At 56.2% G+C, this 13,744-nt stretch carries 14 protein-coding genes; 3 read left to right on the top strand and 11 right to left on the bottom strand.

The window, feature by feature from the left end:
* Positions 1-136: 136 nt before the first annotated feature.
* The 10 genes from cydD to MOTHE_RS10340 form a co-directional block, all read right to left on the bottom strand.
* Positions 137-2,044, bottom strand: a complete 1,908-nt coding sequence (gene cydD / locus MOTHE_RS10385) for a thiol reductant ABC exporter subunit CydD (RefSeq protein WP_053095270.1) — start codon at positions 2,042-2,044, stop codon at positions 137-139.
* Positions 2,045-2,092: 48 nt separating this feature from the next.
* Positions 2,093-3,097, bottom strand: coding sequence for a cytochrome d ubiquinol oxidase subunit II (gene cydB, locus MOTHE_RS10380; protein WP_053095084.1), 1,005 nt, complete (start codon positions 3,095-3,097; stop codon positions 2,093-2,095).
* Positions 3,088-4,473, bottom strand: coding sequence for a cytochrome ubiquinol oxidase subunit I (locus MOTHE_RS10375; RefSeq protein ID WP_011393585.1), 1,386 nt, complete (start codon positions 4,471-4,473; stop codon positions 3,088-3,090). Before MOTHE_RS10375 ends, cydB begins: the two co-directional genes overlap by 10 nt.
* Positions 4,474-4,559: 86 nt before the next feature.
* Positions 4,560-4,970, bottom strand: coding sequence for an RrF2 family transcriptional regulator (locus tag MOTHE_RS10370; protein WP_011393584.1), 411 nt, complete (start codon positions 4,968-4,970; stop codon positions 4,560-4,562).
* A gap of 99 nt (positions 4,971-5,069) precedes the next feature.
* Positions 5,070-5,531 carry a ferritin-like domain-containing protein gene (locus MOTHE_RS10365; protein ID WP_420890989.1) on the bottom strand — a complete coding sequence of 154 codons (462 nt, stop codon included), beginning with the start codon at positions 5,529-5,531 and terminating at the stop codon, positions 5,070-5,072.
* Between the two features lie 56 nt (positions 5,532-5,587).
* Entirely contained in the window at positions 5,588-5,854 is a 267-nt protein-coding gene (locus MOTHE_RS10360; protein WP_053095083.1) for a hypothetical protein, read from the bottom strand.
* A 186-nt stretch (positions 5,855-6,040) separates the two neighbouring features.
* A complete protein-coding gene (gene istB, locus MOTHE_RS10355; RefSeq protein ID WP_011391832.1) occupies positions 6,041-6,799 on the bottom strand; it encodes an IS21-like element helper ATPase IstB in 759 nt (252 codons plus the stop codon).
* On the bottom strand, positions 6,796-8,283 hold the full coding sequence (istA, locus tag MOTHE_RS10350) for an IS21 family transposase (protein WP_011392192.1): 1,488 nt from the start codon (positions 8,281-8,283) through the stop codon (positions 6,796-6,798). Before istA ends, istB begins: the two co-directional genes overlap by 4 nt.
* A 232-nt stretch (positions 8,284-8,515) precedes the next feature.
* Complete coding sequence (locus MOTHE_RS10345) at positions 8,516-8,776, bottom strand: type II toxin-antitoxin system Phd/YefM family antitoxin (RefSeq protein ID WP_011393581.1); 261 nt, start codon at positions 8,774-8,776, stop codon at positions 8,516-8,518.
* Positions 8,777-8,933: 157 nt separating this feature from the next.
* Entirely contained in the window at positions 8,934-9,476 is a 543-nt protein-coding gene (locus tag MOTHE_RS10340; RefSeq protein ID WP_255302987.1) for an energy-coupling factor transporter transmembrane component T, read from the bottom strand.
* On the opposite strand from MOTHE_RS10340, the gene MOTHE_RS10335 reads away from it, so the two are divergent.
* Together MOTHE_RS10335 and MOTHE_RS10330 are read left to right on the top strand one after the other, a co-directional pair.
* The gene (locus MOTHE_RS10335; RefSeq protein WP_162490169.1) at positions 9,453-9,953 is read left to right on the top strand and encodes an ABC-2 transporter permease; all 501 of its coding nucleotides are present in this window, start codon (positions 9,453-9,455) and stop codon (positions 9,951-9,953) included. The two genes, MOTHE_RS10340 and MOTHE_RS10335, sit on opposite strands and share 24 nt — an antisense overlap.
* 116 nt (positions 9,954-10,069) lie before the next feature.
* Complete coding sequence (locus tag MOTHE_RS10330) at positions 10,070-11,476, top strand: S-layer homology domain-containing protein (protein ID WP_011393579.1); 1,407 nt, start codon at positions 10,070-10,072, stop codon at positions 11,474-11,476.
* A 465-nt stretch (positions 11,477-11,941) separates the two neighbouring features.
* Here the strand turns inward: MOTHE_RS10330 and MOTHE_RS10325 are convergent, their stop codons facing one another.
* Entirely contained in the window at positions 11,942-12,523 is a 582-nt protein-coding gene (locus MOTHE_RS10325) for a DJ-1/PfpI family protein (protein ID WP_011393578.1), read from the bottom strand.
* Between the two features lie 450 nt (positions 12,524-12,973).
* Here MOTHE_RS10325 and MOTHE_RS10320 point away from each other — a divergent pair, with 450 nt between their 5' ends.
* Positions 12,974-13,711 (top strand): carbon-nitrogen hydrolase family protein, encoded by a 738-nt coding sequence (locus MOTHE_RS10320; RefSeq protein WP_011393577.1) that lies wholly within the window; start codon positions 12,974-12,976, stop codon positions 13,709-13,711.
* The last annotated feature ends 33 nt before the right edge of the window (positions 13,712-13,744 follow it).

The following is a 13,744-nucleotide window of genomic DNA, read 5'->3' as shown; positions in this document are numbered from 1 at the left end:
AGGGCTTACCTCAACTTTCTAACCAGCTCGGGGCAAGGCTACCGTGATGTCCGGGTAACTTTCCGGGGAGTAACATCTCCAGGTGCTATTATGCTAGCGACTAAACCTTCACGGCTATCCTGTCCCCTGCGGGCATTTACGCCGCCCCCCTGGAGGCCGTAACCAGGCGATAATACAGACCCCGGCGGGCCAGGAGCTCTTCATGCCGCCCTTCCTCTATTACCCTGCCGGAGTCCAGGACAACGATGCGGTCGGCCCGGACGGCGGCGCTCAGACGATGGGCGATGATCAGGGACGTGCGCCCGCGAAGGAGGCGCTCCAGGGCGGTCTGGATGATCTGATCGGTGGCCGGGTCCAGGCCGGCGGTAGCTTCATCGAGAATCAGTAAGGGCGCCTCCTTCAGGAAGGCGCGGGCGATGGCCAGGCGCCGGGCCTGGCCGCCGCTCAAACGCAAGCCCCTTTCGCCTATGGGGGTAGCGTAACCTTGCGGCAGGGCGTTGATGAACTCGTGGGCGCCGGCCAGGCTGGCCGCCGTCACCATTTCCTCCCACGAGGCATGCGGGCGTCCCAGGAGGATATTGTCGGCTATAGTGCCGCTGAAAAGGTAGGGATGCTGGGGCACCAGGGATACCTGGCGGCGCCAATCTTCCGGGGGAACCCGGTCTAAAGGATGGCCGTCGGCCGTTATGCGCCCGCGATCGGGCTCCAGGAAGCGCAAGAGCAGGTGGGCGACGGTGCTTTTACCGCTGCCACTGGGTCCGACCAGGGCCACTTTTTCCCCGGGGCGGAGTTCCAGGGAAAGGCCCTGCAGGGCGGGCCGGTTCCCCGGATCGTAGGCATAATAAACATCTTCCAGGATAATATGAAGGCCGGGCCGGAGCAGGCCTTTTTCTCCAGCCGGGCGCCCTCCATCTCCGGCGGCGCCAGGGATGCTTTCCCCGTCGGATCGGATCCCGTGCTTCAGACAAATGCCAGCCACCATTTTTTTATCCTCCGATAGCTCTGTCGCCCTGCCTGGATGGCCCGCTATGAAGGGCGCAACCACCTCATCCTGGCCGACGGCGCTACCTGCTTTACCGCCTTCACCGGCGGGAAGGGGCCGGGAGAGGAGGTCAAAGATACGGGCGGCTGCGGTAACGCCGGCCAGGCCGGCATGGTACCGACTGCCCAGGAGGCGCAGGGGCAGGTAGAATTCCGGCGCCAGCAATAAAAGGAAGAGGGCTTCCTGAAAGGGCAAGCGGCCGTAGAGGAGGCGCAGGCCAACAGAAACAGCCACCAGGGCAGTGCCTAAGGTGGCCGCCAGCTCCAGGACCAGGGCCGAGAGAAAGGCCACCCGTAGCACTCCCAGGGTGGTGGACCGGAAACGGTCACTGAGGCGGGCCAGGACCTCGGCCTGGGCCTTGCTGCGGCCGAAAATTTTCAGGGTGGTAAGTCCTTGTAGCACATCCAGGAAGTGGCCGCTCAGGCGGCCCAGGGTCTCCCATTGGTTGCTGGTTAGCCTTTCCGCCTGCCCGCCGATAAGGAACATAAAGAGGGGGAGCAGGGGGGCGGTGCCAAGGAGGAACAGGCCGGAGAAAAGGTCCAGGGGAAAAACAAAACCCAGGACAGCCATGGGCATCAGGGCCGCCAGGGCCAGGCGGGGCAGGTAGCCGGCAAAATAGGTCTCCAGGTCCTCAACCCCCTCAACCAGGACGTTAACCAGTTCCCCGGTATGCCCATCCTTTAAAGGTACCGGCCCCAGGGCCAGGAGGTGGGCCACCAGGCGGCGACGCAGGTCATACTTGATCCGGGCCGCGGTCCGGTGGCCGGCCACTTCCATCCCCCAGGCGAAAGCCGCCCGCAGAAAAATGAGCCCCAGAAGGATTAAGAGCCACGGCCAGACCCCCGGCAGATCCCGCCCTTCCAGGAAGACACCGTTGACCACCCGGGCCAGGAACCAGGCCTGGAGAATGGCCAGGAGGCCGGCCCCCAACCCCAGCTCCACCGTAAGGGCCAGCTGGCGGCGTACCCTGCCGGCCTCACGTAACAGGTCATGATTAAGCAGCAAATCTTCTCCCCCTAGATCCCACTTCTCACTTCTAACCTCTCAACGCTAATACTCCAAGTCCCTGGCTTTAACGCGCTGGCGGAAGACCCAGTAAGTCCACCCCTGGTAGGCCAGGACTATGGGTACCAGAGTCAGGGCGACGACGGTCATAACTTTAAGGGTATAGGGGCTGGAGGCGGCCCGGTAAATGGTGATGCTCCATTCCGGATTCAGGCTGGAGACCATCACCCGCGGGAAGAGCCCGCTGAAAAATCCCGCCGTGACCAGGATTACGGTCAGGCCGTTCATCAGGAAGCCCGGGCCGTAGCGCCGGGTATAAAGACCGGCCAGGGAGAGGAGCAAGGTAATGAAAGCACTCCCGAGAAGGATCCCGGGGAGGAACCGGCTGAAAATATCGGTGACCCCGTAACTCATAATTACCAGCAGGAGGAGGGCCAGGGCCGCACCGGCTCCAGCCCTCAGGGCCGCCTGCCGGGAACGCTCCTTTAGTTCACCTTCACTTTTCAGGGCCAGGAAAAGACCTCCTTGCAGGGTAAAGACCAGGAGGAAGGCCAGCCCCCCCAGCAGGGTGTAGGGCGAGAGGAGATCGAAAAAGGTTCCTGCAAATTGCATCCTGGCGTCAATAGGCACACCCCGGATGAGGTTGGTAATCGCTACGCCCCAGAGGAGGGCCGGCAGTAGACTCCCCACGAAGAGCAACCAGTCCCAGAGGTTGCGCCAGGCAGGTTTTTCGTCCTTGCTGCGGAACTCGAAGGCCACACCGCGCAGGATCAGGGCCACCAGGATCAAGAACAGGGCCAGGTAGAAACCGCTGAAAAGGGTGGCGTACCAGTGGGGGAAGGCGGCAAACATGGCCCCGCCGGCGGTGAGCATCCATACCTCGTTGCTGTCCCAGAAGGGGCCAATGCTATTAATAACCATTCGGCGCTCAAGGTCGTTTCTCCCCACGAAAGGCAGCAGGATCCCGACGCCATAGTCGAAACCTTCCAGGAAAAAGAAACCGGTAAAGAGAACGGTAACCAGGATGAACCATAGGATGTTCAGATCCATAACGACACCTCCCCGGAAGGATGCATCTTACCGGCAGGGGGCTGCTCTACTACACCCTGGCGGGCGTATTTGGCCAGGAGGTAGACATCCACCACAGCCAGCAGGCCGTAAAGCAGGGTAAAGGCCACCAGGGTCGTCAAGATAGCGGTAGCGGATACCCCTGGTGAGACGGCTGCTTCGAGCCGTTGCAAACCGTAAACAATCCAGGGGTAACGGCCGACTTCCGCCACGAACCAGCCGGCAGTGTTAGCCAGGTAAGGGATCGGGATACTCCAGAGCAGGGCTTTGAGGACCAGGGGCCTACTTTCCAGTAGTCCCTTACGCCATAGATACAGGCTATACAGGGACAGCAAAATCAACCACAGCCCGGCGGCAATCATTAAGCGAAAGCTCCAGAATACCGGGGCCACCGGCGGTATATAATTGCCCGGGCCGTATTGCTCCGCGGCTGCGGCCTGGAGTTCCTTCAGGCCCTTCACCTCGCCCCGGAAGCTATTGTAAGCCAGGAAACTCGTCAGGGCAGGGATTTTAATCTCCAGGTTGTTTTGCTGGTTTTCCTGGTCGACCAGGGCTACCAGGGCCAGGGGCGCCGGGTCGGCACTGTCCCAGAGGGCTTCGGCCGCCGCCATTTTCATGGGCTGGGTAGCGACCAGGTGCTGCCCCTGGAGGTGTCCGATACCCGCCACCAGTAGGCTACCGATGAGGCCCATGATAAGCGCCAGCCGGAAGGAACGGCGGAAGGGCTCTAATTGGCTTTGCCGCAGCAGGTGGTAGGCACTGATCCCCATGACGAAAAAGGCCGCCGTCACAAAGCCGGCCAGGACGGTATGGGGAAACTGGTAAAGGACGTGGGGGTTGGTTAGTAGGGCGAAGAAATCCGTCATCTCGGCGCGGCCGTTACGTAAGGTAAAACCCACCGGTTCCTGCATGAAGGAGTTGGCCACCAGGATCCAAAAGGCGGAAAGGTTAGAGGCAAAGGCTACTAGCCAGATACAGGCAGCATGAAGGGCCGGGGAGAGTTTTTCCCAGCCGAAGATCCACAGGCCCAGGAAGGTGGATTCCAGGAAGAAGGCGGCCAGGGCTTCCACAGCCAGGGGGGCACCGAAAATGTCACCGACGAAGCGGGAGTACTCGGACCAGTTCATGCCGAAGTGAAACTCCTGAACGATACCGGTCACCACACCCATGGCGAAGTTAATCAGGAAAAGGCGGCCCCAGAAGCGGGCCATGTTCTTGTAAGTTTCATCACCAGTACGGACGTAGATGGTCTCCATGATGGCCACCAGAATAGAAAGTCCCAGGGTCAGGGGGACGAAGAGGAAATGGTAAACCGAGGTTATGCCGAATTGCCAACGGGCCAGCAAGAGTGCATCCATAACTTTTCTCCTCCCCTCAAAATACATCAAAGTATACCCAAATAGTATAGTTTATTTGAAAATAATCCCTCCTTTCAAGGCTTTACTCAACTTTTCCCGGCCAGCTCGGCAAAGTTGTAACGCTTCAGTTCCCGGCGCAGGGCGTCCTGGACTGCGCCCAGGGCCCGGTGTACCGGGCAACAAGGAGCGCCGTGTTTATTACAGTACTCCGGGTCCAGAAGGCAGCGGTTAACGCTAACCGGTCCTTCTACTGCTTCGACGACATCCAGCAGGGTAATTTCCCGCGCCGGCCGGGCCAGGGCAAAACCGCCGCTGACACCGCGGTAGGATTGCACTATTCCGGCCTGTACCAGGGAACGCATGATTTTAAGCAAGAAGCGCATGGGGATATCTTCGCGGGAAGCAATCATCTGGGCTTCGGCGATGGTGCCCGGTTCCAGTTTCGCCAGGTACAGGACGGCGCGGAAGGCATAATCGGTGGCCTGGTTTAAGCGCATGTAAAACTACATCCAGTCTAAAGTATATTCATTTGGTATAGTTTATAGTAATAATAACTCATTCTATTTTTCCTGTCAAGTTTTTCTATTACCATCCTGTTAATGCAGGGCCAGGCGGTCCAGCTCTTTCAGCTTATTGCTGAACCAAGCGGCATGCAGGTCTTCATCAATGAGGTGGCTCCAGAGGAGGTTAAAAAGGGTTTTTTCGGCAACTTTCAGGATTAGCCGTTTGTAGTCAGCCATGGCCTTTTCTTCTAAAGTAATGTTGGCCCAGAGGAGGGTGCGGGTATTGGTCCAGTTGAGGATAGTCCCGGTTGCCACCCCCAGAAGGGGAGCAATGATGGCTCCCAGGCGGGTCGGGGTGGCGCCGCGGCGGCTGATTTCCGCTTCCAGGTTGATTACGTGTTCCTGTTCCATAGCCGCTACCCGGGTCAGCACCTGCCGCAGGTAAATGTCGGTTGCTGCCCGGGCCTGGCTCTTATAGAGGTCTACCTGCTCGATTTCCAGGCTGTAGAACCAGTTAAGGCTGCGGATGAGGTCCTTTTCTTCCAAGCATGGCACCCCTTAATTAACCTTTACCGGAAAGGGTATAGTTATACGGCCGGGGCAATCTTTTTTCATTCAGGGCAAGCATTTTTCAGAATTCCAGTTTCCAGGGCCTCTGCTGGCGTCAAAGCAGGTATGGACAACTGCTGGAGGAAATGCCTGGCGTTCCAGCTAACATAGTGCGATACCAGTGGACCCATGTTTCGTACCGTATAGATAATCAGCGCATCGTCAAAGCTGGCCTTTTTGCTTATGATCGCCAGGATACTTTTTACTGCTAGGCGCGGCAGGTACTCCTTTGAGGGGGGATAAATTTGCAGGTTGTAATGGGTCGGCAAATGAAAATAAAGGGTTAATAGCTGCTGCTCGTTTAAGTTATAGGCAAGGATGCCACATACATCTAAAACATTTGTTGATTGTCAATAGAATTGACCCACTATGTGCAAATAAAATTGACCCACTGGGGAACAAAAATAATAAGCTGCAAGTCATGCGCTAAAGGGAATGAAGGTGTAGCCTCCGATTTAACGGTCGTTGGCTGCTTTCAGTTTACCCTTGAGCCGGTAGCTAGTGCCGTTAATATAGAAAATGCGGGCATGATGCACAAGCCGGTCAATTATGGCCGCGGCTACCACCTGGTCGGAAAATATCTCCCCCCATTCGTTGAAGTTGTAGTTGCTGGTCAGGATAATACTCCCCTTCTCGTAACGCATGGAGACCAAGCGGAAGAGAAGATTGGCCTGTTCTTTAGTTACAGGCATGTAGCCGAGTTCGTCGATGATTAGAAGGTTTAGCCGGGAGTAACCCAATAGCTTGTCAAGGAGACTGCCGTCTTTGGCGCTCAAAAGTAGTTCTTCCAGTAGTTTCTGAGCCGTAATAAACACTACCCGGTATTTGGCCATGCAGGCCTTGATACCTAAGGCTACTGATAGATGGGTCTTGCCGACCCCGGGCGGCCCCAGGAAGATGATATTCTCCTTTTTCTCCACGAAATCCAGGGAGCTTAAAGAGATAATTTCTTTTTCCCGGATTGAGGGTTGAAAGCTAAAGTCAAATTCCTCCAGGGTTTTGATAAAGGGGAAACGCGCTTTATTGATTTTCGTCTTGACCGTGCCTTCGTTTTTCCTTTTTAACTCCTCTTCGAAGAGAAGGGAGAGGTATTCGGTATAAGAAAGGTTGTTTTGCGAGGCTTTTTCTGTTATCTCCTGGTAATGGGCAAGCATCCCCTTTAGTTTTAAGGCCTGCATCTGGCTTTCCAGGTAAGCGGTTAATTTGTTGCTCATGATACTGCCGCCACCTCGCTCTCCTTTAGGGCATAACAGGAGAGGTCCCGTTTGATTTTACCTGGCGGCATATTGACACTTGCCGGGTCACAGGCACAAGAAAGCGGAGCGATTTCCTTGCGCTCTAAAAGCCTTTTTACGCTGTTTTTGTGATAAGAACCGATTTTCAGGCATTCTTTGATGGCTGCTATGATATCTTCTGGGGTATATATCTCCTGATAGCTTAAGATTTCCGCCAGGTGCCAGTACAGGTTGGCGCCATTTTTATCACGCAGGCCTTCCAGATACCTTTGGCCATCCTCGCCAAAGGCGCTGGTGAACTTCTCCACCAGGGCCGAGCGTAGCTTCAGTTTCTTTTCCTGGTATTGACGGTTGATGGTTTCGTGTTCGGGGTGAAGGGGACGGGCGGTTTGTTTTTTAAGGTCAAGGTCAAACTCCGCTAAAAGCGCACCTTCCTCGTCATATACCTTTAAGCGCCGGCCGTAGATGTTTTCGACCCACACCCTCCTTAAGCAGTAGCGCATGGGTACGGGGTAGAGATTGCCGTCATGGGATATATAGCCGTCATTGCTCACCTTCCGGGGTTCTTTATGGTGTAATAAGGCCGGTTCGACAGCCGGTATTTTAACAAGGCACCCTTTTTCCTCGGCAAACATTTCTTCCGGCGGCCGGCCTAAGGTGCTGTGGGGCCTTTTGTTGTAGGCTTCCTGGAACTCGGAAAGCTTTACAGCGAATTCGTTTAAGTTCCCCACCTCCAGGCCCCGCAGCAGGTGTTCCTGGACATAGTAAAAGGGGCGTTCTACCTTTCCCTTGGTCCGGGCACGGTAGTTGGCGCAAGGACAGGGCTCAATGCCATACAGCCCGCAGAATTTTAAAAACTCGTCATTATACCGGACAATACCGTCCTTCTGGTGGGTGATAACCATTTGCTTGCCGTTGTCTATCACCAACTCCGGGGCATAACCGCCGAAGAAGTCAATGGCTTCAATCAGAACCCGGATCACATCGGCGGTGGTGATGCTTAAAGAGAAGGTGTAGAATTTCATCCGGCTGTAGGATAAGACCACTTCGTGGAGATATATTTTCACGAGCTTCCCGTCAACTGGTAGCGTCCACACCTTCCAATCGTACTGCATCTGTTTACCTGGGCCTGTTTCCACCCGGGTGGTGGCTAATTTAGCGGTCCTGTCATCTTCCTTGATGGCCCTAAGATAACGGTGGACGCTGGCCAGGGAGCCTTGATAGCCCTTATCTTTCAGTTCTTTGTAAATCCTTGTGCCGATATATCCTTTGGCAAGCATAACCTTTATTTCTTCCAGAAACTTGTCCAGTTCTTTGGTATACTCCCTGGCTTTAAACTGGGGAGGGCCGGCTTCTTTAAGGTACTTCCTGACGGTATTCCTGGACACCCCAACATCCCTTGCTATTTGCCTGATGCCGACCCCTTGAGCGTGCAGTGCCTTGATGCGCTGCCATTTGTACATGCTGACCACCTCTTTTTCCTCCCCCTCTCAGGGGAGATTTTATCACAAGGTGGGTCAGTTTTATTTGACGATCCTGGGTCAATTCTATTTTACGATCTACAAACATTGAAGATAGATGTAATACCCTGTTGCTTGCCGTGCTTGAGCCCGGCTAAAAAAGCAGCGTTTTCTTTATACTTAGGGTCACGGCGATAGCGCAGGTCGATTAGTAATACATCAGAATCTACGAATATCACTTTTGCCGCCTGCTTTCCTTGAGAGCTTCGTGCCACTCGGGGTAATATGGCTCGCTGGCTTCCAGGGCCCGTTCAATATCTGCCCACGCCTCATGATAGGGGAGAGGGGAAAATTCTTCGGGAGTGTCATTTTCAAAGGGTATTAGCCATGCCACAGGCTTACCCCGATGTGTAATGGCAAAACGTTCCCCGGCCCTAACCTTCTCTAATATCTTTCCAGCATAAACACGTAGTTCCTTGCTGGTAATAAATTCCAATGCGTTCCCCCCAAGAAGGTATTAGTTAGAACTTAAGTTTACCTTAAGTATATGCTTGAAAATAATTCCAGTCAAGGAATCCCCAATATCCTTATACATTAAAACTCGCCCGATACCTGTTGCAAAAAACGCATTAGCCCCGGTTACGATACCGGGGCTAATGCAGCGATACAACCGCCAGAACGGCTGTCAGGAGCAGGCACGAAGAGATTACCTTTATGTCCAGTAACTGGAAGGTCGAGGTGTGCAGGCTGGTACGGGGGCCGGCGCCAAAAGCGCGGGTTTCCATGGAGATGGCCATGGTCCGGGCCCGCTGGACAGACATGAGGAGGAGAGGGATGGCTAGGGGGATGAGGGCCAGATAGCGCTTGATAATATTACGGCCTTCCAGGTCGTAGGCCCGGGCCCGCTGGGCCTGGATGACCAGGCTCAATTCTTCCTGCAGGGTAGGAATAAACCTTAAAGAGGTTACCAGCATCAGGGCGTAAGTATAGGGCACCTTGAGTTTTTCCACAAAGGCGACAATCATATCCTTGGGCGGGGTGGTGGCGAGGAGAACGGGAATGGTGGAAGTCATGGCCAGCATCCTTAAAGCGAGCATGGTGCAGGCCTTGAGTCCCACGTCGGTGATGCGGCCGATGCCGGTGCCTGGTACCAGGGTAAAAACAACTTTTTTATTGGTATTGGCCGTATATGTTATCAGGATGAAGTAGACAGGGGCCTGGGCTTGCTGCGCTCCCTGCCTGTAAGCCCCGGCGCCATTGTGGCCAGCAAATTTGCCGGCGGCCTGTTGCTAACAATAGGCGGCAGCCTCCTGGTAATCGCTGCGGGCGGCCTGGCGCACTGGCTGGGCTGGTTTGCGCCCCGGGGCGGGGTCAGTCTAATCATATCCCTGGCTTTCTCCCTGGCCCTGGTGCTGGTTCTGGAAGGATTGTTTTTCCTGGTCTTCTTTACCTGGGATTATAAACGCGCTTCTAATGTGATGCTGTTACCCCTTTTGGGCCCTTTACCCCTGGCGTTCTCTTCCTTTTTCCGCCCGGTCATCAGGTGGGTGGTGGATCGTATAAGTGTAGATTCCTGGTACTACTTGATGGGCTTGCTGCTGGCATCCCTGATCTGCTACCTGGCCTTCGGGCTGCTGGCCGCATGGGCGTTCAGCCGGAGGGATGTAGGATAGGATATTCTCTGCTATAAATTTCCCCGGCCGGCAGGAGAAATCTGGCAGGGTAGAGAATTATTAAACAATAAGAGAGGTACAGGGGGAAGAACAGCGAAAGGGGAGAAGGGAAAAGTATGAAAAAGTGGTTTCAGGCGTTGATACTGGCTGTGGGCCTGATCCTGGCCCTGGCGCCGGCCGCCCTGGCCGGGACGGTCACCGGCGACCAGCTCCGCCAGGTATTTCCCCAGGCTCCGGCGCCGGGGAAGACCATAACCCGGGGTGAGTTTGCCGCCCTGCTGGCCCGGGCGGCGGGGATGCAGGTGAAGGGTAACCAGGCTGATATCCAGGGGGATGCCTGGTACAGCCCGGCAGTAATGGCTTTGAAGGAGAAGGGCGTCATCAGGGGCTACCCCGACGGCGGCCTGCACACCGACCAGCCGGTCAGCCTGCTGGAAGCGGCGGTGATGGTTTCCCGGGTCCTGGGGTTGCCGGACGGTGTCGCCGCGCCGGAGGTAAAGGGGTCCCTGGGGCGGGAGAGCTGGGGTTATACCCCCTATGCCTGGCTGGTACGGGCCGGCCTGCTGCAGCCCGGCCAGGACGCCGGGGGATTCCTTACCGTGGACGAAGGCATTGCTTTCCTGGCCGGGGTTTTTGGCAGCGATCCGGAGGCGGAAAAGATTGCTCAGGCCGCCCAGCAGGCCCAGGCTAAGGTCAAAGACCTGAAATTCGCCGGCAGCATGGCTATAAGCGTGCGCCTGCGGCCGGGGGTGGCCGGGGAAGTGCCGGCAGTTTTTTCCATGCAGGGCAATATCATGCAGGGCAATATCGAGAGCGAGTTCAGCTATCCCCTGAGCCTGCACCAGAAGGTGGACATGACCCTTCGCTTGCCGGTAGAGAAACTGCCCGGTAAAGACCTGTCAACGGGCGGTAAGATGCAGATGACCATGGAACAGTACCTGGTGGACGGGACGATGTACCAGAAGGTAGAGGCTCCCGGTATGGAAAAACCCCAGTGGATGAAGCTGCCCAAAGGAGCCCTGCCGGACCTGGAAGCCTTGGTGGAACAGAGCAGGAACTCGGCAGGGTTACCGCCGGGGCTAAAGGACAGCTTCCATTTCCAGTACTTGGGTGAGGGTATAGAGAACGGGCATAAGGTTCACCGTATCGCCTACTACGGCCGGATTGACGACTGGCAGGCCCTGATAAAGGCCCTGCCCGGAGGGTTGACCACGGAGATGGAGCAGGCCCTGAACCAGGCCGGCGGCGTCTTGAAGTCCATTTCCTTCTGGGGTGTGGAAGCCATCGGCGTGGAGGACAATCTTACTTATGCCTCGGAAATGACCAGCCTGGTCGCTTTTGCGGATAAATACCAGGAAGAAATTGTGCCCCTGGAAACAATGACCATCAACGTGAAGGTTACGGATTTTCAGTATAACAGTGGCGTAAAGATCCAGGTGCCTGCCGAGGCCCTGACGGCACCGGAAGTACCCCTGACACCCTCACAACCGGATGCAAAATCATCCGGGAGCCAGCAGATGTAAGGGTGAGGCTATAAACGGCAGAGCGGGATATTCAAGCCCCAGCCGGCGCGTGATTCGGCCGTTGCAGGTCAAAAAGGACTAGGGGGCCACGTATCCGGAAGGACGTGGCCCTTTTTCTGTACCCTTTTTGCCCCGGCCGGCGTCTTTTGTTTATAACCGGCCAGCAGTAGGCCGGATGCCTCGCGTGTGGTCAGCAGTACCCGGTCCCTGTCCCCGGAACCCTTTACGGGTTTGACTGTCGGGATGATAGTCCTGACCTGCGCCGGGATGGTACTTATCGTAAATAGGATTTATAACCAGGCTGGTTAAACCGGTCAGCGACAGAGCGCGGTTCCGGTGGCGCATCACGCCCTGCGGCAGGTCTTTCGGGGACCGGTTGCCGCCCGCACAAAAAGACCCCCTGCCTGGCAAGGGGGCTTTCATTACCAAAAATCTCGTTCCTCGTTTAATCAGTCCCTGTGGAGGTCAGGGTTCTATTTTCGTGCCCAGCACATGTAAAAATTTGGCCAGCCACTCCGGGTGGGCGGGCCAGGCCGGTGCGGTGACCAGATTCCCATCTACTACCGCTTGATCTACCTCTACCTCCACCCACCTGCCGCCGGCGTTTTCAACCTCCGGTTTCAGTGCCGGATAGGCGGTGCAGGCTTTGCCCGCGAGAGCGCCGGCGGCCGCCAGCACCTGGGGACCATGACAGATGGCGGCTATCGGCTTGTTAGCCCGGGCAAAGTGGCCTACGATTTCCAGAACTTCAGGATTGAGGCGGATATATTCCGGCGCCCGTCCCCCGGGGATTACCAGGGCGTCAAATTCTGCGGCCTTAATATCGTCGAAGGACGCATTTAAGGTAAAGTTATGCCCCGGTTTTTCGCTGTAAGTCTGATCGCCCTCAAAATCGTGGACGGCTGTCCGCACCCTTTCACCGGCCTTTTTCCCGGGGCAGACGGCATGGACGGCATGCCCGACCATCAGCAAGGCCTGGAACGGCACCATCACCTCGTAATCTTCCACATAATCACCGACCAGCATCAAGATCTTTTTGCTTCCCACGGCGGCTCCCTCCTTGAATTTTTGATAAGGATTCGACGCGGGACAATCTTTTCCTTTTTTGGGGTTGTAAATCTTACGTGCAGGTTCAGGGAGAAGATCACCAGGATCGCTGCAGGTCTTCCTTTGTGGTACAATACAGGCTGCGCCAGGGAGGCGGCATGATGGGGAGGGCGGTAGCGATAATTAATCGGGGTTATTATCTAAACATCTTGATATGCTAGCTGCCAGGATTTTATAATTTAAGCGGGGGAATAATTTCTGCCGGAAGTAATGCAGGTTTAATAATGCTGGAAGCAGTAACCAGAGAGCTGGGTACTCCGGGAAATATAGCTAAAAAGATAAGGGTAAACCAAAGATAATCACAAGCCGGGTGACTTACGCTGAGCACAACCTGCAGATGTGGAGTAGTATCCGCAAGATGGGAGCGAAAATACCACGGGGGCGATGATTTTGCGTCTAGGTGCGGCCCAGATGTTTATCGCCGACAGCATGGCGGTCAATGAGGCGACAATCTTGCGCCTGGCCGGGGAAGCAGCCGGGCGGGGCGTGGAACTGCTGGTTTTCCCGGAAATGGGCCTGACGGGGTATAACCCGGCTGCCCTGGGCCGGCCGGGGTTTAAGGAAGAGCTGGAGGGCGCCCTGGCCAGGATTGCCAGGAGAGCAGCAGACCTGGGGGTGGGTTTGATTGTCGGCCGGGCCGAGTTTGCCGGCGAACGATTGTTCAACTCCGCCTCGGTGTTCCTGCCCGACGGCAGCGTCCATACCTACCGCAAGATCTACCTGACGGACGCCGAGGCCCGCTATTTTACCCCGGGCACCGGGCATCTGGTCTTTAACTATAAGGGGAGCAAATTCGGGGTCATCATCTGCCGCGATCAGAATTACCCCGAACTGGCCCGGCAGATAGCGGCGGAAGGAGCACGGGCCCTCTTCATCCTTTCCGCCCACTACTACCAACCGGGCGAGGCCCGCTGGAAGCTGCCCAAAAACCGTGCCCTGCCCATCGCCAGGGCGGTGGAGAACCACTGCTACGTCCTCCTGGCCAACGCCGTGGGCAGCCACATCGGTATGGTGAGCCTGGGAAACAGCCTGATCGCCGACCCCGAGGGCGGCCTGGTAGTTATGGCTGATGAAGCCTCGGAGACGCTGCTGACCTGCGACCTGCCGGGGGACAGCCAGTGTAGCTGAAAGGGGTAAGACCGGCTGGTGCAGCAGCAAAAA

The sequence above is a fragment of the Moorella thermoacetica genome (assembly GCF_001267405.1).
Lineage (GTDB): Bacteria > Bacillota > DSM-521 > Neomoorellales > Neomoorellaceae > Neomoorella > Neomoorella thermoacetica.
This window is presented reverse-complemented; position numbering and strand designations above follow the sequence as displayed.

Bases quoted from the DNA above. Each gene is read 5' to 3' on its own strand.
- MOTHE_RS10375 (WP_011393585.1), bottom strand. From the start codon at position 4,473: ATGGATGCACTCTTGCTGGCCCGTTGGCAATTCGGCATAACCTCGGTT.
- MOTHE_RS10370 (WP_011393584.1), bottom strand. From the start codon at position 4,970: ATGCGCTTAAACCAGGCCACCGATTATGCCTTCCGCGCCGTCCTGTAC.
- istB (WP_011391832.1), bottom strand. From the start codon at position 6,799: ATGAGCAACAAATTAACCGCTTACCTGGAAAGCCAGATGCAGGCCTTA.
- MOTHE_RS10330 (WP_011393579.1), top strand. From the start codon at position 10,070: ATGAAAAAGTGGTTTCAGGCGTTGATACTGGCTGTGGGCCTGATCCTG.
- istA (WP_011392192.1), bottom strand. From the start codon at position 8,283: ATGTACAAATGGCAGCGCATCAAGGCACTGCACGCTCAAGGGGTCGGC.
- cydB (WP_053095084.1), bottom strand. From the start codon at position 3,097: ATGGATCTGAACATCCTATGGTTCATCCTGGTTACCGTTCTCTTTACC.